Origin of the sequence: Streptomyces sp. NRRL F-4489 (assembly GCF_001509485.1) — a bacterium.
Lineage (GTDB): Bacteria > Actinomycetota > Actinomycetes > Streptomycetales > Streptomycetaceae > Streptomyces.
The window spans coordinates 20,651-45,322 of sequence record NZ_LLZI01000245.1; the positions used below are offsets into that span (position 1 = coordinate 20,651).

General features: G+C 71.4%; 25 protein-coding genes. 17 read left to right on the forward strand and 8 right to left on the reverse strand.

Features of this window, described 5'->3' with window-relative positions; all coding sequences use genetic code 11:
• Positions 1-60 precede the first annotated feature (60 nt).
• The gene (locus tag ADL22_RS24160) at positions 61-1,539 is read left to right on the forward strand and encodes an MFS transporter (RefSeq protein ID WP_066983621.1); all 1,479 of its coding nucleotides are present in this window, start codon (positions 61-63) and stop codon (positions 1,537-1,539) included.
• Positions 1,540-2,143: 604 nt separating this feature from the next.
• On the opposite strand, the gene ADL22_RS24165 is transcribed toward ADL22_RS24160, so the two are convergent.
• A complete protein-coding gene (locus tag ADL22_RS24165) occupies positions 2,144-3,526 on the reverse strand; it encodes a glycine--tRNA ligase (RefSeq protein WP_066983623.1) in 1,383 nt (460 codons plus the stop codon).
• A gap of 224 nt (positions 3,527-3,750) precedes the next feature.
• On the opposite strand from ADL22_RS24165, the gene ADL22_RS24170 reads away from it, so the two are divergent.
• The 4 genes from ADL22_RS24170 to ADL22_RS24185 all read left to right on the forward strand — a co-directional run bounded on the left by ADL22_RS24170 (position 3,751) and on the right by ADL22_RS24185 (position 7,060).
• On the forward strand, positions 3,751-4,713 hold the full coding sequence (locus tag ADL22_RS24170; RefSeq protein ID WP_066983626.1) for a metal ABC transporter substrate-binding protein: 963 nt from the start codon (positions 3,751-3,753) through the stop codon (positions 4,711-4,713).
• 50 nt (positions 4,714-4,763) lie between these two features.
• Positions 4,764-5,567 (forward strand): metal ABC transporter ATP-binding protein, encoded by an 804-nt coding sequence (locus ADL22_RS24175; RefSeq protein WP_066983629.1) that lies wholly within the window; start codon positions 4,764-4,766, stop codon positions 5,565-5,567.
• 12 nt (positions 5,568-5,579) lie between these two features.
• The gene (locus ADL22_RS24180) at positions 5,580-6,476 is read left to right on the forward strand and encodes a metal ABC transporter permease (RefSeq protein WP_066983633.1); all 897 of its coding nucleotides are present in this window, start codon (positions 5,580-5,582) and stop codon (positions 6,474-6,476) included.
• Between the two features lie 149 nt (positions 6,477-6,625).
• On the forward strand, positions 6,626-7,060 hold the full coding sequence (locus ADL22_RS24185) for a Fur family transcriptional regulator (RefSeq protein WP_066983636.1): 435 nt from the start codon (positions 6,626-6,628) through the stop codon (positions 7,058-7,060).
• A 34-nt stretch (positions 7,061-7,094) separates the two neighbouring features.
• Here ADL22_RS24185 and ADL22_RS24190 read toward each other — a convergent pair whose 3' ends face one another.
• A complete protein-coding gene (locus ADL22_RS24190) occupies positions 7,095-8,591 on the reverse strand; it encodes a purine-cytosine permease family protein (protein WP_066983639.1) in 1,497 nt (498 codons plus the stop codon).
• A 70-nt stretch (positions 8,592-8,661) separates the two neighbouring features.
• On the opposite strand from ADL22_RS24190, the gene ADL22_RS24195 reads away from it, so the two are divergent.
• Entirely contained in the window at positions 8,662-9,297 is a 636-nt protein-coding gene (locus ADL22_RS24195; RefSeq protein ID WP_066983642.1) for a TetR/AcrR family transcriptional regulator, read from the forward strand.
• Positions 9,298-9,365: 68 nt separating this feature from the next.
• Positions 9,366-11,000 carry an amidohydrolase gene (locus ADL22_RS24200; protein ID WP_066983644.1) on the forward strand — a complete coding sequence of 545 codons (1,635 nt, stop codon included), beginning with the start codon at positions 9,366-9,368 and terminating at the stop codon, positions 10,998-11,000.
• Positions 11,001-11,033: 33 nt separating this feature from the next.
• Here ADL22_RS24200 and ADL22_RS24205 read toward each other — a convergent pair whose 3' ends face one another.
• The 4 genes from ADL22_RS24205 to ADL22_RS24220 form a co-directional block, all read right to left on the reverse strand.
• Positions 11,034-11,852 (reverse strand): isoprenyl transferase, encoded by an 819-nt coding sequence (locus tag ADL22_RS24205; protein ID WP_066983647.1) that lies wholly within the window; start codon positions 11,850-11,852, stop codon positions 11,034-11,036.
• Positions 11,853-11,930: 78 nt separating this feature from the next.
• Positions 11,931-12,677 carry a DNA repair protein RecO gene (gene recO / locus ADL22_RS24210; RefSeq protein WP_066983650.1) on the reverse strand — a complete coding sequence of 249 codons (747 nt, stop codon included), beginning with the start codon at positions 12,675-12,677 and terminating at the stop codon, positions 11,931-11,933.
• Positions 12,678-12,734: 57 nt separating this feature from the next.
• Positions 12,735-12,977, reverse strand: coding sequence for a hypothetical protein (locus tag ADL22_RS24215; RefSeq protein ID WP_234430842.1), 243 nt, complete (start codon positions 12,975-12,977; stop codon positions 12,735-12,737).
• On the reverse strand, positions 12,974-13,171 hold the full coding sequence (locus tag ADL22_RS24220) for a hypothetical protein (RefSeq protein ID WP_066983653.1): 198 nt from the start codon (positions 13,169-13,171) through the stop codon (positions 12,974-12,976). Before ADL22_RS24220 ends, ADL22_RS24215 begins: the two co-directional genes overlap by 4 nt.
• A gap of 104 nt (positions 13,172-13,275) precedes the next feature.
• On the opposite strand from ADL22_RS24220, the gene ADL22_RS24225 reads away from it, so the two are divergent.
• From ADL22_RS24225 to ADL22_RS24260, 8 genes are all read left to right on the forward strand, one after another.
• A complete protein-coding gene (locus tag ADL22_RS24225) occupies positions 13,276-14,109 on the forward strand; it encodes a helix-turn-helix domain-containing protein (protein WP_066983656.1) in 834 nt (277 codons plus the stop codon).
• Entirely contained in the window at positions 14,091-14,360 is a 270-nt protein-coding gene (locus ADL22_RS24230) for a DUF397 domain-containing protein (protein WP_066983659.1), read from the forward strand. The genes ADL22_RS24225 and ADL22_RS24230 overlap by 19 nt, the downstream gene beginning before the upstream one ends.
• Before the next feature lie 228 nt (positions 14,361-14,588).
• On the forward strand, positions 14,589-16,145 hold the full coding sequence (locus ADL22_RS24235) for an ATP-binding protein (protein WP_066983662.1): 1,557 nt from the start codon (positions 14,589-14,591) through the stop codon (positions 16,143-16,145).
• Positions 16,142-16,570, forward strand: coding sequence for a roadblock/LC7 domain-containing protein (locus ADL22_RS24240; protein WP_066983665.1), 429 nt, complete (start codon positions 16,142-16,144; stop codon positions 16,568-16,570). The genes ADL22_RS24235 and ADL22_RS24240 overlap by 4 nt, the downstream gene beginning before the upstream one ends.
• Positions 16,567-16,929 carry a DUF742 domain-containing protein gene (locus tag ADL22_RS24245; protein WP_066983668.1) on the forward strand — a complete coding sequence of 121 codons (363 nt, stop codon included), beginning with the start codon at positions 16,567-16,569 and terminating at the stop codon, positions 16,927-16,929. Before ADL22_RS24240 ends, ADL22_RS24245 begins: the two co-directional genes overlap by 4 nt.
• The gene (locus ADL22_RS24250) at positions 16,904-17,530 is read left to right on the forward strand and encodes a GTP-binding protein (protein ID WP_066983670.1); all 627 of its coding nucleotides are present in this window, start codon (positions 16,904-16,906) and stop codon (positions 17,528-17,530) included. The genes ADL22_RS24245 and ADL22_RS24250 overlap by 26 nt, the downstream gene beginning before the upstream one ends.
• Positions 17,527-18,963, forward strand: a complete 1,437-nt coding sequence (locus ADL22_RS24255; RefSeq protein WP_066983674.1) for a cytochrome P450 — start codon at positions 17,527-17,529, stop codon at positions 18,961-18,963. The genes ADL22_RS24250 and ADL22_RS24255 overlap by 4 nt, the downstream gene beginning before the upstream one ends.
• Positions 18,879-20,117: a cytochrome P450 family protein gene (locus ADL22_RS24260; RefSeq protein WP_066983677.1), complete on the forward strand. Its 1,239-nt coding sequence runs from the start codon at positions 18,879-18,881 to the stop codon at positions 20,115-20,117. The genes ADL22_RS24255 and ADL22_RS24260 overlap by 85 nt, the downstream gene beginning before the upstream one ends.
• Before the next feature lie 5 nt (positions 20,118-20,122).
• On the opposite strand, the gene ADL22_RS24265 is transcribed toward ADL22_RS24260, so the two are convergent.
• Positions 20,123-20,842: a TerB family tellurite resistance protein gene (locus ADL22_RS24265; RefSeq protein ID WP_066983679.1), complete on the reverse strand. Its 720-nt coding sequence runs from the start codon at positions 20,840-20,842 to the stop codon at positions 20,123-20,125.
• A 235-nt stretch (positions 20,843-21,077) separates the two neighbouring features.
• On the reverse strand, positions 21,078-22,835 hold the full coding sequence (leuA, locus tag ADL22_RS24270; protein ID WP_066983682.1) for a 2-isopropylmalate synthase: 1,758 nt from the start codon (positions 22,833-22,835) through the stop codon (positions 21,078-21,080).
• A gap of 292 nt (positions 22,836-23,127) precedes the next feature.
• Here leuA and ADL22_RS24275 point away from each other — a divergent pair, with 292 nt between their 5' ends.
• Complete coding sequence (locus tag ADL22_RS24275) at positions 23,128-24,219, forward strand: M4 family metallopeptidase (protein ID WP_066983684.1); 1,092 nt, start codon at positions 23,128-23,130, stop codon at positions 24,217-24,219.
• Between the two features lie 75 nt (positions 24,220-24,294).
• Positions 24,295-24,555 carry a protealysin inhibitor emfourin gene (locus ADL22_RS24280; RefSeq protein ID WP_066983686.1) on the forward strand — a complete coding sequence of 87 codons (261 nt, stop codon included), beginning with the start codon at positions 24,295-24,297 and terminating at the stop codon, positions 24,553-24,555.
• The last annotated feature ends 117 nt before the right edge of the window (positions 24,556-24,672 follow it).

The following is a 24,672-nucleotide window of genomic DNA, read 5'->3' on the forward strand; positions in this document are numbered from 1 at the left end:
TTGCCAGGTAGTGCTGATACCAGGATCAGGACGCTCTGGTACCCGGCTGAGCACCCCGGAATGCTCTTCCCCGTGAGCGAAACCCGAACCATACCCACCACCCTCCCCTCCGCCCCGTCCACCACCCCGGCCGGCGCGCCTCCCCGTACGGCGGCGAACCCGCTGCTGACCCCGCTGGGCCTGCTGACCGTCCTGCTGGGCGCCGCCCTGCCGATGATCGACTTCTTCATCGTCAACGTCGCGCTGCCGACCATCGAACGCGATCTGCACGCCAGCCCCGCGACGCTGGAGATGGTGGTGGCCGGGTACGGCGTCGCCTACGCCACCCTGCTGGTCCTCGGCGGACGGCTCGGCGACATGGCCGGCCGCCGCCGGCTGTTCCTCTGGGGCCTGGCCGCCTTCGGCCTGACCTCGCTCGCCTGCGGCCTGGCCCCCGACGCCTGGACGCTGGTCGCCGCCCGGGTCGCCCAGGGCGCCGCCGCCGCGCTGCTGCTCCCCCAGGTGCTCGCCACCATCCAGGCCGCGACCACCGGCAAGCGGCGCGCCAAGGCCGTCAGCCTGTACGGCGGCACGGCGGGCGTCTCCAGCGCGGTCGGGCAGGTCCTCGGCGGCCTGCTGGTCTCCGTCGACCTGGCCGGCAGCGGCTGGCGCGCGGTGTTCCTCGTCAACGTCCCGATCGCGGCCGCCGCCTGGCTCCTCGCGGCCCGCACCGTGCCGGAGACCCGCTCGCCGCACCCGAGCCGGGTGGACGGCCCCGGCACCGTGCTGCTCGCCGCCGCGCTCATCACCCTCCTCCTGCCCCTCACCGAGGGCCGGGCCGCCGGCTGGCCCCTGTGGTCCTGGGTCCTGCTGGCCCTGTTCCCCTTCCTCGCCGGCGCCTTCCTCGCCGTCGAACGCCGCGCCGAACGCACCGGCCGCACCCCGCTCGTCCCCCCGTCGCTCTTCCGCATCCCCTCCGTGCGCAGCGGCCTCGCCATGATCATCCCGTTCTCGATCGGCTTCGGCGGCTTCATGTTCGTCGTCGCCGTCGCCCTCCAGACCGGTCTGCGGTACGGGCCGCTGGCGGCCGGCATCGCCCTCGTCCCGCTCTGCCTGGCGTTCTTCGCCGCGTCCCTGGCCGGCCCCCGCTTGGTCTCCCGCTACGGCCGCAAGGTCGTCATCACCGGCTCCCTGATCCAGGGCGCCGGCCTGCTCACCCTCGCCCTCACCGTCCAGGCCGGCTGGCCGGGCCTCCCGGTCGCCGCCCTCGCCCCCAGCATGGCCGTCCTGGGGGCCGGCCAGGGCCTGGTCCTGCCGGTGCTGCTGCGCCTCGTCCTGAGCGAATTGCCTGCGGAGCAGGCAGGTGTCGGCGGTGGCGTCATGGTCACGACTCAGCAGTCCGGGCTCGCCCTTGGGGTGGCCACCCTGGGCACGCTGTTCCTCTCGGTGATGCCGTCCGCCGGCATCCGGGACGCGTTTCTCGCCGCGCTGCTGACGCAGTTGGTGATCGTCGTGGGCACGACGTTCTTGGGTCTGCGGCTGCCGCGCCGCGTTCGTTGACGCACGTTGTCGTCTGCCCCGCCGCGGGTGCGTTTCGTGTGCGCCTGCGGCGCGTTGCTTGATTCCGCTGCGCGGGGCTGTTCGGCCGCGGTGCCGGGTCTGCGGGGTGGGGGTGTGCCGGACTGCTTCGCTTTACGTCCGGCACACCCCCACCCCGCAGACCCGTCCCCTCCCGTGGGGGGTCATAAATACGGTGCGTGGGGGCCGGCGTGAGTGGGTTGGTGCCGCTCGTCCCGTCGAGGGCGAGCGCCCACCGGCCGACAACAACCCGCAGGACACCACCGTGAACAGCCCCAATGGACAAGTGAATTGACCCCCCTCGGGAGGGGACGGGTCTGCGGGGCAGGGAGTGTCCGGACGTAAAGCGAAGCAGTCCGGACACTCCCTGCCCCGCAGGCCCGGCACCGCTGCCGAAAAGCCCCGCGCAGCGGACCCAAAAGGCGCCGAAGGCGCAAGCAACAGGCCCCCGCACGGCGGGAAACCCAACAACGTGGGAAGCCAGCCAAGCGCAGCGGAGAGGCGCGAAAAAACGCCGCCCGGCCCCGGGAAAACCCAAGGCCGAACGGCGTCAACAGGTCGGATCCTCACCGGCCGCCAGGCCGGATCAGCAACCGAGGAGCCGCGCCCCCAGGTACGACTGGATCTGGTCCAGGCTCACCCGCTCCTGCTTCATCGTGTCGCGCTCACGCACAGTCACCGCGTTGTCGTCGAGCGTGTCGAAGTCGACGGTGACACAGAACGGCGTCCCGATCTCGTCCTGGCGACGGTACCGGCGACCGATCGCCCCGGCGTCGTCGAACTCGATGTTCCAGAACTTCCGGAGATCGGCGGCCAGCCCCTTCGCCTTGGGCGAGAGCTGCGGGTTGCGGGACAGCGGCAGCACCGCGACCTTCACCGGCGCCAGGCGCGGGTCCAGCCGCAGCACGGCCCGCTTCTCCATCTTGCCCTTGGCGTTCGGCGCCTCGTCCTCGGTGTACGCGTCGAGGAGGAAGGCCAGCATCGTGCGGCCGACACCGGCCGCCGGCTCGATGACGAACGGGGTGTAGCGCTCGCCGGCCTCCTGGTCGAAGTAGGAGAGGTCCTGGCCGGACGCCTTGGCGTGGGCGTTGAGGTCGTAGTCGGTGCGGTTGGCGACGCCCTCCAGCTCGCCCCACTCCGAGCCGCCGAACTGGAAGCGGTACTCGATGTCAGCGGTGCGCTTGGAGTAGTGGGAGAGCTTCTCCTTGGGGTGCTCATACCACCGGATGTTCTCCTCGCGCAGGCCGAGGTCGCGGTACCAGTTCCAGCGCTGCTCCATCCAGTACTCGTGCCACTGCTCGTCCTCGCCCGGCTTGACGAAGAACTCCATCTCCATCTGCTCGAACTCGCGGGTGCGGAAGATGAAGTTGCCCGGCGTGATCTCGTTCCGGAACGACTTGCCCATCTGCGCGATGCCGAACGGCGGCTTCTTGCGGGAGGTCTGCTGGACCTGCGCGAAGTTGGTGAAGATGCCCTGGGCGGTCTCGGGGCGCAGGTACGCGATGGAGGCGGTGTCCTGCGAGGGGCCGAGGTGGGTGGAGAGCAGGCCGGAGAACTGCTTGGGCTCGGTGAAGCCGCCCTTGTTGCCGCAGTGCGGGCAGTTGACGTCGGCGAGGCCGTTCTCGGGGAGCCGGCCGTGCTTGGCCTCGTACGCCTCCTCCAGGTGGTCCGCGCGGAAGCGCTTGTGGCAGGAGGTGCACTCGGTGAGCGGGTCGGTGAAGGTGGCGACGTGGCCGGACGCCTGCCACACCTCGGGGGCCAGGATCACCGACGAGTCGATACCGACGACGTCCTCGCGGGAGGTGACCATGGCGCGCCACCACTGGCGCTTGATGTTCTCCTTGAGCTCGACGCCGAGGGGACCGTAGTCCCAGGCAGCGCGGGATCCGCCGTAGATCTCACTGCAGGGGTAGACGAAGCCACGGCGCTTGCTCAGGCTGACGATGGTATCGATCTTGTCGGCGGCCACGGTGCTCTCTTCAGTACGACGTCGGACAGTGGATGTAGGGGGCGCGGAGCGCCTCGACGAAGGGTGCTGCTCAGGGATCGCGCGAGCGAATAGTTCAGGGTAGCGGCGGGCGTACCCCCCGGACCAAATCGGTTTGCCGATCGGTTCCGGCCGGTTCTGTTCGCCCTGTGACGTGGCGCGCACTTTGTTGACAATCATTTCCATGTTTGTTGAAAATGACAGTCATGAACGTACGCCCTCACATATCCACCGCGGCCGTCGCCGGTGCCGCGGCCCTCGCCCTGCTGGGCCTGTCCGCGTGCTCCACCACCGCCTCCGGACGCACCGACGACGGGAAGCTGCGGGTGACGGCGTCGTTCTATCCGATGCAGTTCCTCGCCGAGCAGATCGGCGGGTCCCACGTCGAGGTGGCCAACCTCACCAAGCCCGGCGTCGAGCCGCACGACCTGACGCTCACCGCCAAGCAGACCGCCCAGCTCAACGAGTCCGGCGCGATCGTCTACCTCAAGGGCCTCCAGCCCGCCGTGGACGACTCGATCGCCCAGTCCGGCGTCAAGCACATCGCCGACGCGGCGGAGCTGACCGGCCTGGAGACGCACGGCACCGAGGTGGACGGGCACCACCACACCACCGGCGACAACCACACCGGCTCGGACGCCGAGCCGGGCCGCGACCCGCACATCTGGCTGGACCCGGTGAAGTTCGCCGAGGTCGCCAAGGGCGTCGACAAGACCCTCGCGGCGGCCGACCCGCAGCACGCGGCGGACTACCGGAAGAACACCGACGCGCTGGTGAAGAAGCTGGACGCGCTGAACAAGGAGTTCGCGGACGGGCTGAAGAACCGCACGTCGGACACGTTCATCACCACCCACGCCGCCTTCGGCTACCTCGCCGAGCGGTACGGGCTGACCGAGGAGGCGATCAGCGGCCTGGACCCGGAGTCCGAGCCCAGCGCCAACCGCGTCAAGCAGCTCCACACCCTCGCCGAGACCCACCACGTCTCCACGGTCTTCTTCGAGACCCTGGCCAATCCGGCCACCGCCAAGACCCTCGCCGGCGATCTGCACCTGAAGACCGATGTGCTGGACCCGCTGGAGGGGATCACCGCCAAATCGCGCGGCCAGGACTACTTCTCCGTGCAGCGCGCCAACCTCGCCGCGCTCCAGAAGGCGCTCGGCGCCAAGTGACCGGCGCCGCACGCCCCGTGAGCCCGCACCGCACCGACGGAGGTCAGCTGATGAAGGACACCGACCGGGTCGGCGACAGCAGCCGGGAGGACCGGCCCGTGATCGAACTGCGCGGCGCCACCGCCTCCCTCGGCGGCCGCCCCGTCCTGCGCGGGATCGATCTGACCGTGCGCCCCGGCGAGGTCGTCGCCCTGCTCGGCGCCAACGGCTCCGGCAAGTCCACCGCGGTCCGCTCGGTGATCGGCCAGGTGCCGCTGACCGGCGGCGAGCTGGCGCTCTTCGGCACGCCGTTCCGCCGCTTCAAGGAGTGGGCCCGGATCGGCTACGTACCGCAGCGCACCACCGCGGCCGGCGGGGTCCCCGCCACGGTCCGCGAGGTGGTCACCGCCGGCCGGCTGGCCCGTACGAAGCTGGGCATCCTGCGCAAGGCGGACCGCGCGGCGGTGCACCGCGCGCTGGAGCTGGTCGGGATGGCGGACCGGCTGAAGGACTCCGTCAACGCCCTGTCCGGAGGACAGCACCAACGGGTGCTGATAGCCCGGGCGCTGGCGGGCGAACCGGATCTGCTGATCATGGACGAGCCGATGGCCGGTGTGGACCTCGCCAGCCAGGAGGTGCTGGCCTCGGCCCTGCGCGAGCAGGTCGGCCGCGGCACCACCGTCCTGCTGGTGCTGCACGAACTGGGCCCGCTGGAGCCGCTGATCGACCGCGCGGTGGTGCTGCGGGACGGCTGCGTCGTCCACGACGGCCCGCCCCCGGAGGCCGTCGGCCAGCACGCCCTGCCCGGCCACGACCACGTCCACCCGCACGCCGACGCCGCCGCGGAGCCGCTCCGCACCGGCCTGCTGAGCTAGGGGCCCGCCCTCATGGAAATCCTCTCCTACGCCTTCATGCAGCGGGCGCTGATCGCCGCGCTGATCGTCGGCATCACCGCCCCCGCCATCGGCATCTACCTCGTCCAGCGCCGCCAGGCCCTGATGGGCGACGGCATCGGCCATGTCGCGCTGACCGGTGTCGGCCTGGGCTTCCTGCTCAACAGCAGCCCGGTGTGGATGGCCACCGTCGTCGCGGTCGTCGGCTCGGTGATCATGGAGCTGATCCGCTGGTACGGCAAGACCCGCGGCGACCTGGCGCTGGCCATGCTGTTCTACGGCGGTATGGCCGGCGGTGTGATGCTGATGAACCTCTCCGACGCCGGTTCCAGCGCCAACCTCGGGACGTACCTCTTCGGTTCGATCACCACCGTCTCCCCGCAGGACATGGTCACGATCTACGTGCTGGCCGCACTGGTGCTGGTGATCACGATCGGGCTGCGCCGCCAGCTGTTCGCGGTCTGCCAGGACGAGGAGTTCGCCCGGGTCACCGGCCTGCCGGTGCGGCTGCTGAACCTCCTGATCGCGGTGACCGCCGCGGTGACCGTCACCGTCGCCATGCGGGTGGTCGGCCTGCTGCTGGTCAGCGCGCTGATGGTGATCCCGGTCGCGGCCGCCCAGCAGATCAGCCGGAGCTTCGCGGTGACCTTCGCGACCGCGGTCGGCATCGGCGTGGCGGTGACGCTGACCGGCACCACCGCCTCGTACTACGTCGATGTGCCGTCCGGCGCGACCATCGTGCTGTTCGCCATCGCGCTGTTCATCGCCTTCACCGCGCTGGCCGCCCCGCTGGCCCGCCGGCGCGCCCGGACCGCCGCCGCGGCGGGCGGCGGCGGATGCACCCTGGAGGTACCGGGCAGCCGCCCCGCCGAGGACGACGTCCGGGTGTGACGGGCGCCCGCCGCGGCGGGTGTGGGACCTCCCCCGGAAGGGGCAGACAGAGAGGTAGCTGTAAGAACCAAACAGGGCTTCCGGTCATCACCTGGCACAATGGCCAAACGCATGCGCGGGAGAAGTCCTGACGTCCTAGGGAGGCAACGGTGGCGACGAGCGCGGGTTCTCCGGTCCGCGGCCGGTCGACGCGGCAGCGCACCGCGGTTTCGGCCGCACTCGACGAGGTCAACGAGTTCCGCAGCGCGCAGGAACTCCACGACATGCTCAAGCACCGGGGCGACTCGGTCGGGCTGACCACCGTCTACCGCACGCTGCAGTCCCTCGCCGACGCCGGCGAGGTGGACGTGCTGCGCACCAGCGACGGCGAGGCCGTCTACCGCCGGTGCAGCTCCGACGACCATCACCACCACCTGGTGTGCCGGGGCTGCGGCAAGGCCGTCGAGGTCGAGGGCCCGGCGGTGGAGAAGTGGGCCGACCAGATCGCCGCCGAGCACGGCTTCCGCGATGTGGCGCACACCGTCGAGATCTTCGGCACCTGCGGGGACTGCGCGGCCGCCGCGGAGTCCGGGCGCGACGCCTGACGGCTCCCGGGCGGGCGGCCCTTCAGCCGGCCCGTCAGCCGGTCCGGTCGGCGGCGCGGTCGGTGGTGAGGCCGGTAGCCAGGTCGGCGGTGCCCTCCGCCGTACGCGGCCGCCCCGGCAGTACGGCGTACAGCACGGCCGACACCGCCATCCCGGCCGGCAGTGCGAGGTCGATCCCGTCCAGCGCGCTCGCCACCGGCCCGGTGTAGAGCGTCCCGACGCAGAGCGCGGACGCCGCCACGCCGCCCGCCAGGGCAGCCACTCCGCGCCAGTTGAAGCCGCCGGTGTACCAGAACGGCCCGCCCCGGCTCTCGTCGCACAGCGCCCGCCCGTCGTAGCGGTTGCGGCGCAGCACGATGTCCATGGCGTAGACGGCGCTACAGGGGCCGAGTAGGACGACGGTCAGCTGGAGCACGTCGTTCACGGTGTCGAGGAAGTTCGAGACCAGCAGCGCGTAGAGGGTCAGCCCGACCGCGACCGCGCCGTCCGCCAGGACGCTGACCGAGCGGCGGATGCGTATCCCCACGGCCTGGAGGGCGAGGCCCGCGCTGTACGCGGTCAGCGCGTTGAGCGCGATCGTGCCGAGGACGAGGGCGAGCAGGAAGAGCGGTGTGAACCACCCGGGCAGGATGTGCTGGAGCGCGGTCTGCGGGTCGGTCATGTCCACGACGGTGGCCGCGAGCGCGCCCAGTGAGCACACCACCACCCCGGGCAGGAAGCCGCCGAGCGCGGTCCAGCCGATCACCGCGTACGGCGAGGTGGCGCGCGGCAGGTAGCGGGAGAAGTCGGCGCTGGTGGTGTACGAGAGCGGGCCGGAGGCCATCAGCGTCGTCCCGGTGAGCAGGGCGGCCCACAGGGCGGTGCCGGAGAGCGGGTGGGCGGGCCGGTAGCCGAAGTCGGCGTGGGTGGCCACGGCCCAGGCGACGACCGCGAACGCGGCGGCCAGCACGAGCGTGATCGGGGTGTAGAGCTTCACGATCAGGGCGTGCCCGTAGACGCTGATGGTCAGGGTGACCGCGGCGATGGCCACCACGACGATGATCTTGACCGGGGTGGTCAGCGGCAGTCCGGTGCGCGCGACGAGCGAGAAAGCCGAACCGGCCGCGGCGGCGAGGTTGAGGGCGACGTAGCTGACCGAGATCAGCCAGCCGGTGACCGCGTTGTTGACGCGGTTGCCGAGGACGCCGTAGAGGGCGCGGGTGATCACTTCGCTGGGGGCGCCGGCGGCCGGGCCAGGGGCCGCGAGGATGCCGGTGACGACCCAGAGCAGATTGCCGACGACGATCACCGCGAGCGCCTGCCACAGGGTCAGCCCCATGAGGATCAGCGCGCCGCCGACCACCAGATTCAGGTAGTTGACGTTGGCGGCGGCCCAGACGGAGAACAGCGACCGGGGGCGGCCGTGGCGTTCCTCGTCGGGGATGTGGTCGATGCCGTGCGCCTCGATCCGGCCGGGGCGGACCGGGGGCGGTCCGGCCGCCTCTGACCTGCCGTCGCTGCCGGTGCTCGGGTCGGGGATCGTGGACGCCATGGGCCCTCCGGGGACGGGTCGTTGACCGACCTGGTTGCTTATTGGTCGCACACTCAATAGCCTCCGGGGTATGTCGTCAAGGGTTCCGCGCAAACGCATCCGGAAAGACCCGGCCGCCCGGCGGGCCGAGATCGTCGAGGCCGCGGCCACCGTCGCCCTCACCGATGGCCTGGAATGCATCACCCTGCGGCGGATCGGCGAGGACCTCGACGTCCGCCCCGGCCTGATCAGCCACTACTTCCCGTCCGCCGAGGAGCTGGTGGCGGAGGCGTTCGGCAGCGCCGCGACCGGCGAGCTGGACGGACTGCTGCCGCCCGCCGCCCCCGGCGAGACCCCGACCGAGCGGATGGCACGCTTCCTGGCCCGCACCGCCGGCGAGCCGTACGACGCCATCAGCCGGCTGTGGATCAACGCCCGCCACCTCAGCCGCTACCGCCCCCTGCTCCGCGAGCGGGTCGCCGCCCAGGAGGCGGCCTGGCGCGGCCGGCTCAGCGATCTCGTCCGCGAGGGCGTCGAATGCGGTGAATTCCACGCCAAGGACCCGCTGATGGCGGCCATCTGGATCCTCGTGGTGCTCGACGGCCTCGGCGCGCACGCCAACACCGACACCAGCGAGCACCCCGACGAGTCGTTCCTGATGGTCTTCCCGACCGCCGAACGCGAACTCGGCCTGCCGGAGGGCTCGTTGCGACCCAAAGGCACGTAGAAGCACGTAGAAGCACGTAACGCCCCGCAGCAGCCGCCCCGCCCCTTCCCCCTCCCCCAGGAGTCGCCGTGCCCGCCGACCTCGTCCTGCTCTCCGCCCGCCTGCTCGACCCGGCGACCGGCGCCTTCCTGCCGGAGACCGCCCTCGCGGCGGCGGACGGAAAGATCACCGCCCTCGGCGACGACCGCGAGATACGCCGACTCGCCGGCCCCGCCACCACGGTGCTCGACCTCAAGGGCGCGGTGGTCACCCCCGGCCTCACCGACGGCCACCTCCACCCGGTCACCGGCGCCGACCTCTCCCACGGCCTGGACCTCTCCCGCTGCACCGACCTGGACGAGGTGCGCGCGGCCCTGGCCCGCGAGGCCGCCACCCTCGCCCCCGGCGCCTGGCTGCGCGGCTGGGGCCTGGACCCCAACGTCTTCGGCGACCGCCCGGTCGAGGCCGCCGCCCTCTCCCCCGTCCTCGACGGGATCCCCGCGCTGCTCCTGCTCTTCGACGCGCACTCGCTGCTCGCCAGCCCGCGCGCCCTGGAACTCGCCGGTGTGGACGGCCCGCGCACCTTCGACCAGGCCGCCGAGGTGGTCTGCGACGCGGACGGCCGCCCGACCGGTCTGCTGCTGGAGGACGCCGCCTGCGAACTGGTCGAACGCGCCGCCCCGCAGCCCACCCGCGCCGAGCGCCGCGACCGCCTGGCCGCCGCGCTGCGCGCCATGGCCGCGTCCGGCCTCACCGGCGGCCACGTCATGGACGCCAACGGCGACAGCCTCGACTTCTACGCGGAGCTGGACGCGGCCGGGGACCTCCCGCTGCGGCTGCGGGTCGCGCCCTGGTGCCAGCCCGGCACCGGCGACGAGGGCGTCCGCGCGCTGATCGCACAGCAGGGCACCGGCGGCCGGCTGTGGCGTACCGCCGGGGTCAAGCTCTTCATGGACGGCACCATCGACAACGGCACCGCCTGGCTCGAACGCCCCGACTGCCACGGCGAGTCCACGCACGCCTTCTGGCCCGACCCCGACGCGTACACCCGCGTCATCGGGCAACTGCACGCGGCCGGTGTGCCGACCGCCACCCACGCCATCGGCGACGCCGCCGTCCGCCACGTCCTGGACGCGGTCGAGAAGGCCCGCGCGGCGGCGGGCTCCACGAGTGGCAGCGGCATCCGGCACCGCATCGAACACATCGAGACCGTCCCCGACGACACCCTCCGCCGCTTCGCCGAGCTGGGCGTGATCGCCTCCATGCAGCCCACCCACTGCTGCGACTTCACCCGCGCCGACCACACCGACAACTGGTCGCGGCGGCTGGGCGAGGAGCGCGCCGCCCGCGCCTGGCGCTGCCGCGATCTGGCCGACTCCGGCGCCACCGTCGTCCTCGGCTCCGACTGGCCGATCGCGCCCTACGAACCGCTGGGCGTCCTGGCCGGTGCCCGCCACCGCCGCCCCACCCGCGACCTCAGCCGCCCGCCGCACGGCCCCGAGCAGGCGCTCACCGCGCTGGAGGCGCTGCGCGGCATGACCGTGCACGCGGCGTACGCGGCCGGTGAGGAGGACCGGGCCGGGCGGCTCGCCCCCGGCTGCCGCGCCGACCTCACCGTCCTCGGCGGCGACCCGCTCACCACGCCCGCCACCGAGCTGCCGGAGCTGCCGGTGCTGCTCACCGTCCTCGACGGCCGCCCGACCCACCGCGACCCGAGCGTGTGAGCCCGGCCCGGTGAGCCCGGGCCGGTCCCCGGCTCAGGTCGCCTTCTCGCCCTCCTCCAGCGGGGCCGCCCCGAAGCGGCGGTCCCGCTTGGCGTACTCCAGGCACGCCTCCCAGAGGTTCCGCCGGTCGAAATCCGGCCAGAGAATGTCCTGGAACACCATCTCGGCGTACGCGCTCTGCCAGATCAGGTAGTTCGAGGTCCGCTGCTCACCGGACGGCCGGACGAACAGGTCCACATCCGGCATGTCCGGGTAGTACATGTACTTCGCGATGGTCTTCTCGTTGACCTTCGACGGGTCCAGCTTCCCGGCCCGGACGTCCGCGGCGATCGCCGCCGCGGCGTCCGCGATCTCGGCCCGCCCGCCGTAATTCACGCAGAAGTACAGCGTCATCTTGTCGTTGTTCTTGGTCTGCTCCTGGGCGATCTGGAGCTCCTGGACGACCGACTTCCACAATTTCGGCATCCGCCCGACCCACCGGATACGAATGCCCAGCGCGTCCATTTCGTCCCGGCGCCGGCGGATCACATCGCGGTTGAAATTCATCAGGAAGCGCACCTCGTCCGGCGACCGCTTCCAGTTCTCGGTGGAAAAGGCGTACAGCGAGAGGTTCTTCACGCCCATCTCGATACAGCCCTTGAGAACGTCGAGAACCACGCCCTCACCGACCTTGTGGCCCTCGGTGCGCGGCAGCCCGCGCTCCTTGGCCCACCGCCCGTTGCCGTCCATCACGATGGCGACGTGGTTCGGTACGAGCTCCCCGGGGATCCGCGGCGGACGCGCACCGGAGGGATGCGGCTCGGGCGTCTGGTATTCCCGTCGGTTGCGCCCCAGAATCCCGCGTACGGCCATGCGCCCCAGTCTCCTCTGCAATAAATCGATGGACGGTGTGTGGTGGAGGGCTTTGGTGTGCGATGCGCGTCCCGCCGCCTATTTCTCCACATAGCGGAGCGAACGCAGTCCGCGCTCCAGATGCCACTGAAGATACGCCGCGACCAGGCCGCTGCCCTCCCGTACGTGCCGCGCCTCGCAGGCGTCCGCGGTCGCCCAGTCGCCGGTCAGCAGCGCGCTCAGCAGCCCGATGGCTTCAGAGGAGGGTACGACGCTTCCGGGCACCCGGCAGTCCCCGCACACCACACCGCCCGACCCCACCGAGAAGAAGCGGTTCGGACCGGGCATTCCGCACTTCGCGCAGGCGTCGAAGCTCGGCGCGTAGCCGTTCACCGCCAGCGAGCGCAGCAGGAACGCGTCCAGCACCAGGTGCGCGGCGTGCTCCCCGTTGGCCAGCGTCCGCAGCCCGCCGACCAGCAGCAGATACTGCTGGACGGCCGGCTCGCCCTCGTGATCGGTGAACCGCTCGGCGGTCTCCAGCATGGCCGTCCCGGCGGTGTACCGGCCGTAGTCGGTGACGATCGCGCCACCGTACGCGGCGATCGTCTCGCTCTGCGTGCACAGCGGCAGCCCGCGCCCGACCAGCTCGCTGCCGCGCGCGAAGAACTGCACGTCCACATGCGAGAACGGCTCCAGCCGGGCCCCGAACTTCGACTTCGTCCGCCGCACGCCCCGCGCCACCGCCCGGACCCGGCCGTGCCCGCGGGTGAGCAGCGTGATGATCCGGTCCGCCTCACCCAGCTTCTGGGTGCGCAGCACGATGCCGTCGTCGCGGAACAGAGTCATACCGCCATTCTCCCGCACCCCGGGTCCGGTCCGTCCGGGCGGGCCCCGGGGCCGCCGTCAGGCCCGCTCGCCCCGGCTGCGCGCGTTGGCGTACCGGGTCTCGGCCTGCAGCCGCTCCCCGGCGGAGGCGTACCGGGTCATTTCGGGGGCGCAGTCCCACTCCGCTCCGCCCCCCACCGGCAGCAGCCGCAGCCCGCGACCGGCCCGGCCGACGACCCGCCCCACCCGCCCGTCCCGGGTGTCCACCACGTACGCCCCGAATTCGGGCGCCGCGACCGGCGGCCGCACGGTGCCCGTCACCGCTCCCCCAGCGCCTTCACCAGCCGCCGCGCGGTGTCGATATTGCAGCGGCCCAATTCCACCAGGGTGGGCATGGTCCGGTGCGCGTACGACACCGGGTCGAACCCGAGCGACGGCAGCACGATCCCGGCTCGGGCCAAAGCTTCGCGCAATTCCTTGATCACGTTTTCCACTTCGGTGCGGTCGTTTTGCATCAGCGGCTCCTTTTCACCGTTTGCAGCAAAAGCGTGACGCCACGGCGCTAACCTGAGCAACAGGACCGGCTCTGCAACTGCCGTGCAGGGAAAGGACGTAGACCATGGCCAATACTTCACGCCAAGTGGCATGGGAGTACTGGGGCGCCGAACTCAAACGCCACCGCGAGAACGCCGGGTTAACTCAGGAGGCACTGGGCAGCCTGGTGTTCGTATCCGGCGGATATATCGGTCAGTTCGAGCAGGCGATCCGCCGCCCGCAACTGGACGTCGCCAAGCTCATCGACAAGGTGCTGCAAACCGACGGTTTTTTCGAGCGGACGTGGCGCAAGCTCATCGACGATCAGAAGTACGCGGATTACTTCGCCAAGGTCGTAGAGCTGGAGCCGCTGGCGACGAAGATCTGCGACTTCGCGCCCATGGCGGTGCCCGGGCTGCTCCAAACCGAGAGGTACATGCGGGCCGTCATGCGTGCGGGCAACGTGTTCGCGCCGGACGAGGAGTTCGATGAGGACGTGCGCTCACGCCTGGCTCGCGCGGTCGTTCTCGAAGGCCCAGAACGCCCCACGTACTGGGCCGTGTTACACGAAGCCGTGCTGCGGGTCCCAGTGGGCGGACCGGCCGTCATGGCCGAGCAGTTGGAGCACATCGCTCGACTGATCCGTGAGCACAAGATCCTGGTTCAGGTCCTCCCGTTCGCCGCGGGCGCGTACCCCTCCATGGGCAAGCTGCTGAAGCTCATGGACTTCGCCGATGCGCCGCCAACTGCCTATACAGAGGCGGTGTACTCGGGAACGCTGCTGGACGATCCGGCCATAGTGCAGCGCGTGCAGCACGACTACGATCTGATCAGGGCCGCCGCGCTCTCGCCGGAGGCGTCCCTGGCCCTGATCGAATCGGCGGCGGAGGAATACCGACAATGCGCGAGTACAACCTGAGTAACGCTCAGTGGTACAAGAGCAGCTACAGCGACGGACACGGCGGCGATTGCGTCGAGGTCGCCCGTTGGCGCAAGAGTAGCTACAGCGGCCACAACAACGACGAGTGCCTGGAGGTCAGGGACGACCTCCCCGGTATCGTCCCCGTCCGCGACAGCAAGAACCCCGACGGCCCCGCCCTCGTCTTCCCGGCCGAAGGCTGGACCTCGTTCGTCGGAGCCGTCAAGAACGACCGCTTCACGGGCGCCTGACCGGAGGTCACCGCACCACCCACGGCCCCGCCGTCCTTTTCGGGCGACGGGGCCGCATCACGTTACCGACCGGTCATCAGCGGCTGAACGTGACCTTCCGTACTTCACGGTCTCCGCACGTCAAGGACCCTCACGGCGTGTCGGGGGGCAGGTAGCATCCGGTGATGATCGGCGCACGGCAGCCGTCGCGGCCGAGACATCCCCGGCAGTCTCCACACGAGGATCTCGATGACATCCATACCGCAGGCGCTGTTGTGGTGCCTCAGCGCGGGCACGGTCGCCGCCGTCGTGCTGGCGGTGCTCCTGGTCCGCGCGCGCAAGGACGGGGCCGGCCTGAAGGCCCGCCTGACCGCCGCGGAGGAACAGAGCAGCGCCACGCTTCACAGCAATACGGAGCTGTCGGCCAGACTGCGGGCCACGGAGGCCGAGATCCGGCATCTGGCCGAGGCCCGGCTGCCCGACCTCACCATGGCCCTGGCCCATCCGCACGTACCGGTGCGCGGGCTGCTGGACAAACGATTCAGCGGTTCGGAGACCGAGAAGGCGCTGGACGGTGTGCTGGCGCAGGTCAGCGAGGCGATCACCAAGGAGCGCACCCGCGTCGACGCGGCGGCGCAGTCCACCCTGCGGGGCGCGACGACCACGATCCAGGCGCTGCTGTACCGCGTGCAGACCGCGGTCCAGGAGATGCAGCACCGCCACGACGATCCGCAGATCGCCCAGGAGCTGCTGGACCTGGACTTCCTCAACGAGCAGGCGCTGCGCCGCGTCCAGGCCACCGGTGTGGTCTGCGGCGCCTGGCCGGGCCTGACCCGCGAGGACTCCTACCTCGCCGAACTCGTCGTCGGCGCCAGCTCCCGGCTGCGCGGCTACGAGCGGGTGCAGATCAGCAACCAGCTGCGCGACCCGGTCGCCGTCGTGGCGCGGGCCGTCGAGCCGATCGCGATCACCGTCACCGAGCTGCTGGCGAACGCGCTGCACCACTCGCACCGCGAACTGCCGGTCACCGTCACCCTCCAGCAGGGCAACCGCGGCGCGTCCGTCATCATCGACGACTACGGCGTCGGTATGCACGACGACGAGCTCAAGCACGCCATGGAGCTGCTGACGGGCAGTGAGAGCCTGCTGCTGACGCAGCTGGGCGACCCGCCGCGGTCCGGTTTCGCGGCGGCCGGCCAGCTGGTCCGGCAGTACGGCTTCGGGGTGCACGTCGAGCCGTCGCCGTACGGCGGTGTGCGGGCCGTGGTCTACATCCCGGGCGATCCGCTGCTGACCGTGCTGGACGAGGGCGCGCGGCCGATGTCGGTGATGGCGCCGGTGCCGAACCGGCCGGCCGTCCGGGACCGGGCGATGCCGACCGGGGCCGCGGCGCCCGCCACGCCCGCGGGCGCGGTGCCCGCCGCCCCGGCCCCGGCCCCCCAGCCGCCCGTGCAGGCCGAGCAGGCGGCGCCGCCCGTACTGCCCTCGCGCCGCGCGCACGCCAAGCCCCAGGAGCCGGAGACGCAGCCTCAGCAGCCGCAGGCCCAGCAGGCACAGCCGGAGCCGCAGGCCGACGGTGAGCTGCCGCGCCGCCGGCGGCGCCGGCCGATGACCGAGCAGCAGCCGCTCGAATCGCGTACCGAAACCCTCAATCTGCGCTCCCCGGAGGAGACCGGTTCCCGCTGGGCGGCGCTCCAGCGCGGCACCGAGTCCGGGCGGGCCGCAGCCCACACCGACGCCGCCCCCCACGCCGACCCCACGCAGTCCGATTCCCCGCGCAGTCCCGAAGGGAACGCCCAGTCATGAACAGCCCCACCCGTCGCCGTGTCACCGAGGACAAGTCCTGGGTGCTGGCTCCTCTGCTGGAGCTGCCGCATGTCGTCCACGCCGCCGTCATCTCCGGCGACGGCTTCATCGAGGGGGCCTCGCCGGGCCTGTCGCGGGAGGCCGCGGAGGGTGTGGCGGCGATGATGTCCGCCCTCCAGGGTGCCGGGCGCGCGGTGACCGCGGCGTTCACCGAGAAGGACGACGCGACGCTGCGGCAGACCGTCATCGAGTCCGACGAAGGTTTCGTCTTCGCCATCCCGGCGGGTGAGAACACCTGCCTGGCCGTCTTCGCCGATCCGGAGGTGAACATGGGCGTCGTCGCGCACCACATGCAGATCCAGGTGACGACCCTGGGCAAGAAGGTCATGAACAGCCCGGCCCGGGACACCGGCAGCCCGGCATGACGCCGCGCCAGAGCAGCGGGCGGCGCCTCGTACCGGCCTATCTGGCGACCGGGGGGCGCGCCCGCCCCAGCCGCAACACGCTGGACCGGATGACCGTGCTGATCAGCGTGGACATGCCGCTCACCAGCGACGTACGCCCCGAGGAGCAGCGAATCCTGGAGCTGCTCCGGCCCGGCGCGCTGACGCTGGCGGAGGTCGCCGCCCACCTCCACCTGCCCGTGAGCGTGGTGAAGGTGCTGGTCGCCGACCTCGTCGACGCCGGACGCCTGCACGCCCGTGCCCCCATACCCGAAGCCGAGCAATTCGACCGGCAGATCCTGGAGAGGGTTCTCGATGGACTCCGCTCTCTCAAGTCCTGACACCGGCGCCGCGACCGGCGGCATGTATCTCTCCGGCGAGGACCAGACGCTGGTGAAGCTGCTGGTCGCCGGGCCGTTCGGGGTCGGCAAGACCACCCTGATCCGGGCGCTGTCGGAGACCCCGCCGCTGCACACCGAAGAGGTGATGACGCAGTCCGGCGCGATGGTCGACGACCTGGCCGGGGTGCGGGACAAGACCACCACCACCGTCGCCATCGACTTCGGGCGGCTGACGCTGTCCGGGGATCTGGTGCTGTACCTGTTCGGCACGCCCGGGCAGAAGCGTTTCCGCCCGCTGTGGCAGGACATCGCGCGCGGTGCGCTCGGTGCCCTGGTCCTCGCCGACACCCGCCGGCTGGCGGACTCGTTCGAGGTGATGGACATCATCGAGGAGGCCGGGCTGCGCTACGCGGTCGCGGTCAACACCTTCCCCGACGCCCCGCAGTACGACGTGGCGAAGCTGCGCGAGGCGCTCGACCTGCACCCGGACACCCCGCTGGTGCTGTGCGACGCCCGCGACCGCGACCAGTCCGTGGACGCGCTGATCGCGCTGGTCCGCCACGTCCTGGCCCATACGCCCGAGGAGAACCCGAACCCGTGACTTCGCCGTACGAGCCGGGCGCCGCCCCGCCGCCGTCCTGCCCCGGGCACACCGCCCCGCCACCGCCGGAGGCCGCCGCCCCGCCGCCGGGCTGCCCGGCGCACGCGGGCGCGCCGTACCAGGCGGCCCCGGCGCACCAGGAGGGCGCCGCGCCGGTGCGGCTGTACGGGCCGGAGTTCGCCGCCGACCCGGGGCGGGTCTACGCGTACCTGCGGCAGTTCGGGGCACTCGCCCCGGTGGAGATCGCGCCCGGCGTGACCGCGATGCTGGTCACCGACTACCGGGCGGCGCTGGACCTGCTCAACGACGACGCGACGTGGTCGAAGGACTCCCGGGCCTGGATGCAGACCGTCCCGCCGGACTCCCCGATCATGCCGATGCTGGGCTGGCGGCCGAACGTCTTCTACAGCGACGGCCCGGCGCACGTCCGCTACCGCGACGTCATCGTGGACAGCTTCAAGCTCGTCGAGCCGCACGAACTGCGCTCCCGCGTCCACCACGCGGCGGACACCCTCATCCAGCGCTTCGGCGCGCGCGGTGAGGCGGATCTGATCGCGGACTACGCGCGGCTGATCCCGCTGCTGATGTTCAACACCCTCTTCGGGCTGCCCGATTCCTACAGCGACCGGCTGATCGCGGCCATCGCGGGGATGCTGGAGGGCAATTCGCCGGAGGAGGCCGCGGCCGCCAACGAGGCGTACACGCAGTACATCATGGAGCTGGTCGGCGCGAAGAAGGCGCAGCGCGGCCCGGACCTGACGTCGTGGATGATGGACCATCCCAACGACCTCAGCGACGAGGAACTGATCCACAACATCATCCTCGTGATGGGCGCCGGCAACGAACCGCTGGCCAACCTCATCGGCAACGCGCTGTCCCGGATGCTCTCCGACGACCGCTACTACAACACCCTCTCCGGCGGCGCGCTGACCGTGCACGACGCCATCAACGAGGTGCTGTGGAACGACCCGCCGCTGACAAACTACTCGGCGCACTTCCCGGTCCGGGACGTCTTCTTCCACGGCACCTGGCTGCGCGCCGGGCAGCTGGTGATGGTCTCGTACGCGGCGGCCAACAGCCAGTTCGACACCACGGCGGCGGCCGGGCCGGGGTCGGGCAGCGGTTCGCACCTGTCGTGGGCGGCGGGCCCGCACGCCTGCCCGGTGAAGCGGCACGCGCTGCTGATCGCCACCACCGCGATCGAGCGGCTGACCGCCTGGCTCTCCGACATCGAACTCGCCGTCCCCACAGATGAGTTGCAGTGGCGCAACGGGGCCTTCCACCGGGCCCTGGCGGCCCTTCCCGCCCGCTTCACCCCCATCACCCCGGACCAGGCAGGAGCTACGCCATGGCACAACAGCGACAGCGGCCCGTCGTCATCGACCCGGCCGGAACGGACATCCACGGAGAGAACGCCCGCCTCCGCGCACTAGGCCCGGCCGCCCGGATCGAACTGCCCGGCGGCATCGCGGCCTGGGGCGTGACCGGCCACGCCCTGCTCAAGCAGCTGCTGACCGACGACCGGGTCTCGAAGAACCCCCGGGCGCACTGGCCGGAGTGGCAGCGCCCGGAGATCCGCGGCAGCTGGCTCCAGTCGTGGATCGGCGTGACGAACATGTTCACCGCGTACGGGCCCGACCACCGCCGGCTGCGGAAGCTGATCGCCCCGGCGTTCACCGCCCGCCGCACCGAGGCGATGGTGCCGCGCGTCGAGCAGATCACCCGCGGCTTACTGGACCGGCTCGCGGCCCACCCGGCGGACGAGGCCATCGACCTGCGGGAGTCCTTCAACCACCCCCTCCCCATGCAGGTGATCTGCGAACTCTTCGGCTACCCGGAGGGCGAACCGCGGATCGAACTGGCCCGGATCGTCGCCGAGATCATGGACACCACGGCCACGCCCGAGCAGGCCACCGCCACCTGGGTCTCGGTCAACAAGCTGCTCGGCTCGCTGGTCGCGGCCAAGCGCGCCGAGCCCGCCGACGACCTGACCAGCGCGCTGGTCGCGGCGCGCGACGACGAGGGCGAGGGGATGACCGAGCAGGAGCTGCTGGACACCCTGCTGCTGGTCATCGGCGCCGGCCACGAGACCACCGTGGACCTGCTCGGCAACGCGGTGTACGCGCTGCTGACCCACCCCGACCAGCTGGAGCTGGTGCGCGGCGGCGCGGCGTCCTGGAACGACGTGATCGAGGAGACGCTGCGCTGGCGGCCGAGCATCGCCAGCCTGCCGCTGCGGTTCGCGGTGGAGGACATCGAGCTGCCGGACGGCGAGGTGATCCGCCAGGGCGAGGCGATCCTGCCGATGTACGCGGCGGCCGGCCGGGACACCGCGCAGCACGGCCCGGACGCGGCGGAGTTCGACCTGACCCGCGCGGGCCAGGAGCATCTGGCGTTCGGCTACGGGGTGCACCACTGCATCGGCGCGCCGCTGGCCCGCCTGGAGGCGCGGACCGCCCTCCCGGCCCTCTTCGACCGCTTCCCCGACCTCCAACTGGCCGTTCCGCCCGAGGAGTTGACGCCCGCGGGCGGCTTCATCGCGGGCGGCTGGGCGAGCCTGCCGGTGCGGCTGGGGGCGGCCGCGTAAGACTCTCAGCCGCGGTAGCGCGTTCCGCGCGCCGCCGCGGCGACCACCCGCTCGACATCATCCGGGTCGAGGGTGAGCGCGGCGCCGGCGGTCGCCAGCACCTCCCGTTCGGCGGGGGTGCAGGGGCCGTCGGCGAGCGCGATCCGGGCGGCGCGCAGCAGCAGCGACTCCCGCCCGGCGGGCGCGAGGTGCGGGGCCAGCGGCTCCAGCGCCTCGTGCAGCTCTATGGCCAGCGCCGTACCGCACGGGTCGAGGCCCTGGTGGCCGCAGTGGCCGCCGGTGGCCGCCTCGTACGTACCGGTCATCGGGCCGGTGTCGGCGGCGAGCGCGGCGAGCAGGGTGAGGAGTTCGTCCTCGGTGCAGTCGGCGGACCCGGCCGCCCGGACCGCCGCCACGGCCGTCTCGCGGACCGTGCGGGAGGCCGTGCCGCCGGCCGCGAGCAGCGCCAGGGTGAGGGTGTGCACGGCGTCCCGGAGCATCGCGGAGAGCCGCACGGTGGTCGGGTGGTCCAGCGCGTCGAGCCCGAAGCGGCCGTGGCAGGCCGAGCACTCCAGGACGGGCCGGGCGTCGCCGCGGGCGAGGAGGGGGACGCCGAGGACGTGGAGGCGGCGCCGGCCGGCGCGCCGGAGGTAGTTGCGGTCGCCGCCGCAGTCGGGACAGAAGAACTCCCCGTCGGCGACGGTCCGCCACGAGGTGCGCACCCCCACCACACGTACGTTGCGCATCACGTCAGCCCTCCGCCATGCCGCGGCTCCCTTGCCGTTCGGTACGTGATGTTAGCCACACCCGTGATGCGCCGTCAGCACCCCGTATCGGACAACGGCCGGCCCGCTGGCCGGAACGCGTGAGGAGTTGCGTACGGAGTGTGTACGGCGCCGCCCGCGCCGGTGTGCGTCGGCCCCGCCGCTCCTGGGGGTGGGGAGCGGCGGGGCCGGGTGCGGGAAGTGGCGCGTTACGAGGTCAGCGGGCCGCGCGGTTGACGGCGGAGACCACGGCCTTGAGGGAGGCGCGGGTGGTGTTGGCGTCGATGCCGATGCCCCACAGCACCTTCCCGTCGATGGCGCATTCGATGTACGAGGCGGCCTGCGCGGAGGCGCCCTCGCTCATCGTGTGCTCCTGGTAGTCGAGCAGCCGGACGTCGATGCCCAGGCCCTGCAGCGCCTCGAAGAACGCGGAGATCGGACCGTTGCCGGAGCCGGTCAGGACGCGCTCCTCGCCGTCCACCTCGGCCTCGACGGTGAGGGTGTCCACCCCGTCCTTGCCCGTGGTGGTCTGCCCGGCCTTGACCTGGATGCGGCCCCAGGGGTTGTCCGGGTTGGGCAGGTACTCGTCCTGGAAGACCTCCCAGATCGCGGCCGGCGTGACCTCGCCGCCCTCGCTGTCGGTCTTCTCCTGGATGATCCGGGAGAACTCGATCTGCATCCGGCGCGGCAGGTCCAGCTTGTGGTCGTTCTTCAGGACGTAGGCGATACCGCCCTTGCCGGACTGCGAGTTGACGCGGATGACCGCCTCGTAGGAGCGGCCGACGTCCTTGGGGTCGATGGGCAGGTACGGCACCGCCCACTCGATGCCGTCCACGGTCGTGCCCTGCGCGGCGGCGTCGGCCTCCAGCGCGTCGAAGCCCTTCTTGATGGCGTCCTGGTGGGAGCCGGAGAAGGCGGTGTAGACCAGGTCGCCCGCGTACGGGTGGCGCGGGTGGACCTCCATCTGGTTGCAGTACTCGCTGGTCCGGCGGATCTCGTCGATCTGCGAGAAGTCGATCTGCGGGTCCACGCCCTGGCTGAAGAGGTTCATGCCCAGGGTGACCAGGTCGACGTTGCCGGTGCGCTCGCCCTGGCCGAACAGGCAGCCCTCGATGCGGTCGGCGCCGGCCATCACGGCCAGCTCGGCGGCGGCGACGGCCGTCCCGCGGTCGTTGTGCGGATGCGTCGACAGGCAGATGAACTCGCGCCGGGACAGATTCCGGCTCATCCACTCGAAGCGGTCGGCGTGCGTGCTGGGCGTCGAACGCTCCACCGTGGCGGGGAGGTTGAGGATGATCTCGCGGCCCTCCTCGGGCTGCCAGACGTCCATCACGCCCTCGCAGACCTCCAGCGCGAAGTCCAGCTCGGTGTCGGTGAAGATCTCCGGGCTGTACTGGTAGCCGAAGACCGTCTCGTCGCCCAGCAGCTTGTCCGCGTACTCCATCACCAGCCGCGTACCGTCCACCGCGATCTGCTTGACCTGCTCCTTGGAGCCGCGGAAGACGACCCGGCGGAAGGTGGGGGCGGTGGCGTTGTAGAGGTGGACGGTGGCCCGGGCGGCGCCGCGCAGCGACTCCACCGTGCGCTCGATCAGCTCCTCGCGCGCCTGCGTCAGCACCGAGATCGTCACATCGTCCGGGATCGCGCCCTCTTCGATGATCGACCGGACGAACGCGAAGTCCGTCTCACCGGACGCCGGGAAACCGACCTCGATCTCCTTGTACCCCATCCGTACGAGCAGATCGAACATCTCGCGCTTGCGGGCCGGCGACATCGGGTCGATCAGCGCCTGATTGCCGTCGCGCAGGTCCGTGGAGAGCCAGCGGGGCGCCTTGGTGATCCGCTTCTCGGGCCAGGTGCGGTCGGGCAGGTGCACGGCCTCGAACGGGCGGTACCGGTGGATCGGCAGTCCGGAGGGCTTCTGCGTGTGGGTGGCGTTGGTGATCGGGGTGGGGCGGCCGACAGGCTGCGACATTGCGTAGGGCTCCTCGAAGAGGTCCGTTGGACGGCCGACGGTCGAACGCAGCACCAGATCCCGCGGGGAGGGGGTCGGCCTACGACTACAGGCCCTCGCCGCGGCAGCTAAGGAGAAGCAGCCCGAAACGCATGATGGCAAGCACGTTAGCGGAGGCGGCGAAGATCCGCAGTCGCGTATCAGTATGCGGGACCGCGTGGACGTACGGGCCGGAATGCGACCAACCACACGTTTTCGGGAACTTCGGCCGCAGGCAGTGACAGACACGCTACCCAGTGCCACCGTTTTGGTTATGAAGGAAACCGTGACCCGGACGCGCACCGCTTCTGCCCCCACGACCCCGGTCTTCTGCACCATCGTCCCGCCCCACATCCTGGGGAGACTGGCCGAGCACGAGGACCCGGCGCACCACGAGCCCGCCCGCCTCACTCTGGAGCACGACAACCTCCACCGCACCCGCCGCACCGGCCTCGCCGCGACGCTGCTCGCCCCCGCCGAGGCCCGGGCCGGCGCCGACAAGCCCAACCGCACGATCTACGACGCCGGGCACCAGCAGAACCTCCCCGGCAACAAGGTCCACTCCGAGACCGACGGCCCGTCCCAGGACGCCTCGGTCAACCGCGCGCACGCCGGCCTCGGCGCCACGTTCGAGCTCTACCTCAAGGTCTACGGCCGCAAGTCCATCGACGGCGCCGGCCTCCCGCTGAACGCCAGCGTCCACTACGGCCAGAAGTACGACAACGCCTTCTGGGACGGCGAGCGGATGGTCTTCGGCGACGGCGACGGCACGCTGTTCAAGGACTTCACCATCCCGGTCGACGTCATCGGCCACGAACTCACCCACGGCGTCACCCAGTACACCGCCAACCTCGACTACCAGGGCCAGTCCGGCGCCCTCAACGAGTCCATCTCCGACGTCTTCGGCTCGCTGATCAAGCAGTACGCCCTCGGCCAGACCGCCGACCGGGCCGACTGGCTGATCGGCGCCGACCTGCTCGCCCCCGGCGTGCACGGCCAGGCCCTCCGCTCCATGAAGGCCCCCGGCACCGCCTACGACGACCCCAAGCTCGGCAAGGACCCGCAGCCCGCCACCATGGCCGGCTACGTCCAGACCGCCGACGACAACGGCGGCGTGCACCTCAACTCCGGCATCCCCAACCACGCCTTCTACCTCGTCGCCAGCGCCCTCGGCGGCAAGGCGTGGGAGCGGGCCGGCCAGATCTGGTACGACGTCCTCACCGGCGGCCACCTGGCCAAGACCGCCCAGTTCGCCGACTTCGCGCGCCTGACGGTCGAAGCCGCCGGGGCCCGCTTCGGAGCGTCCGGTGCGGAGCACGAGGCCGTCGTGAAGGCGTGGTCGACGGTCGGCGTCACCGCGAAGTAGTCCGTGTCCCCCGGGGCGGGTGGCGTGTTCCGCCCGCCCCACGAGTACTCCCGCGCCTGCGGGTAGAAGGCCCCCATGCGTATCGAAATCAGCCGCACGGGCGGCTTCGCCGGGATCTCTCGCCATGCCTCGGTCGACACCGCCGAATGTTCCGACGCCGAGGCGTTGCAGGCGCTGGCGGATCGGGCGCTGGCGGGCGCCTCGACGGAGCCGCCGGTGGGCGTACCCGACGGGTTCCGCTACGCGATCACGGTCGACGGTAAGACCGGGTACTGCGCGGATCCGCATCTCACCGACGCGCAGCGTGAACTGATCGACCGCGTGCTGCGGTTGTGAGTCGTGCCCCACGTTGTCGGCTGTCCCGCCGTGCGGGGCCGCTGCGCTTGGCTGGCTTCCCACGTTGTTGGCTGTCCCGCCGTGCGGGGCCGCTGCGCTTGGCTGGCTTCCCACGTT

Coding starts and splice junctions, on each gene's coding strand:
- recO (WP_066983650.1), bottom strand. CDS start 12,677: ATGACTCTGTTCCGCGACGACGGCATCGTGCTGCGCACCCAGAAGCTG.
- ADL22_RS24170 (WP_066983626.1), top strand. CDS start 3,751: ATGAACGTACGCCCTCACATATCCACCGCGGCCGTCGCCGGTGCCGCG.
- ADL22_RS24225 (WP_066983656.1), top strand. CDS start 13,276: ATGGCCAATACTTCACGCCAAGTGGCATGGGAGTACTGGGGCGCCGAA.
- ADL22_RS24265 (WP_066983679.1), bottom strand. CDS start 20,842: ATGCGCAACGTACGTGTGGTGGGGGTGCGCACCTCGTGGCGGACCGTC.
- ADL22_RS24260 (WP_066983677.1), top strand. CDS start 18,879: ATGGCACAACAGCGACAGCGGCCCGTCGTCATCGACCCGGCCGGAACG.
- ADL22_RS24180 (WP_066983633.1), top strand. CDS start 5,580: ATGGAAATCCTCTCCTACGCCTTCATGCAGCGGGCGCTGATCGCCGCG.
- ADL22_RS24245 (WP_066983668.1), top strand. CDS start 16,567: ATGACGCCGCGCCAGAGCAGCGGGCGGCGCCTCGTACCGGCCTATCTG.
- ADL22_RS24160 (WP_066983621.1), top strand. CDS start 61: ATGCTCTTCCCCGTGAGCGAAACCCGAACCATACCCACCACCCTCCCC.
- ADL22_RS24250 (WP_066983670.1), top strand. CDS start 16,904: ATGGACTCCGCTCTCTCAAGTCCTGACACCGGCGCCGCGACCGGCGGC.
- ADL22_RS24230 (WP_066983659.1), top strand. CDS start 14,091: ATGCGCGAGTACAACCTGAGTAACGCTCAGTGGTACAAGAGCAGCTAC.
- ADL22_RS24235 (WP_066983662.1), top strand. CDS start 14,589: ATGACATCCATACCGCAGGCGCTGTTGTGGTGCCTCAGCGCGGGCACG.
- ADL22_RS24220 (WP_066983653.1), bottom strand. CDS start 13,171: ATGCAAAACGACCGCACCGAAGTGGAAAACGTGATCAAGGAATTGCGC.
- ADL22_RS24190 (WP_066983639.1), bottom strand. CDS start 8,591: ATGGCGTCCACGATCCCCGACCCGAGCACCGGCAGCGACGGCAGGTCA.
- ADL22_RS24175 (WP_066983629.1), top strand. CDS start 4,764: ATGAAGGACACCGACCGGGTCGGCGACAGCAGCCGGGAGGACCGGCCC.
- ADL22_RS24205 (WP_066983647.1), bottom strand. CDS start 11,852: ATGGCCGTACGCGGGATTCTGGGGCGCAACCGACGGGAATACCAGACG.
- ADL22_RS24275 (WP_066983684.1), top strand. CDS start 23,128: ATGAAGGAAACCGTGACCCGGACGCGCACCGCTTCTGCCCCCACGACC.
- ADL22_RS24195 (WP_066983642.1), top strand. CDS start 8,662: ATGTCGTCAAGGGTTCCGCGCAAACGCATCCGGAAAGACCCGGCCGCC.
- leuA (WP_066983682.1), bottom strand. CDS start 22,835: ATGTCGCAGCCTGTCGGCCGCCCCACCCCGATCACCAACGCCACCCAC.
- ADL22_RS24240 (WP_066983665.1), top strand. CDS start 16,142: ATGAACAGCCCCACCCGTCGCCGTGTCACCGAGGACAAGTCCTGGGTG.
- ADL22_RS24280 (WP_066983686.1), top strand. CDS start 24,295: ATGCGTATCGAAATCAGCCGCACGGGCGGCTTCGCCGGGATCTCTCGC.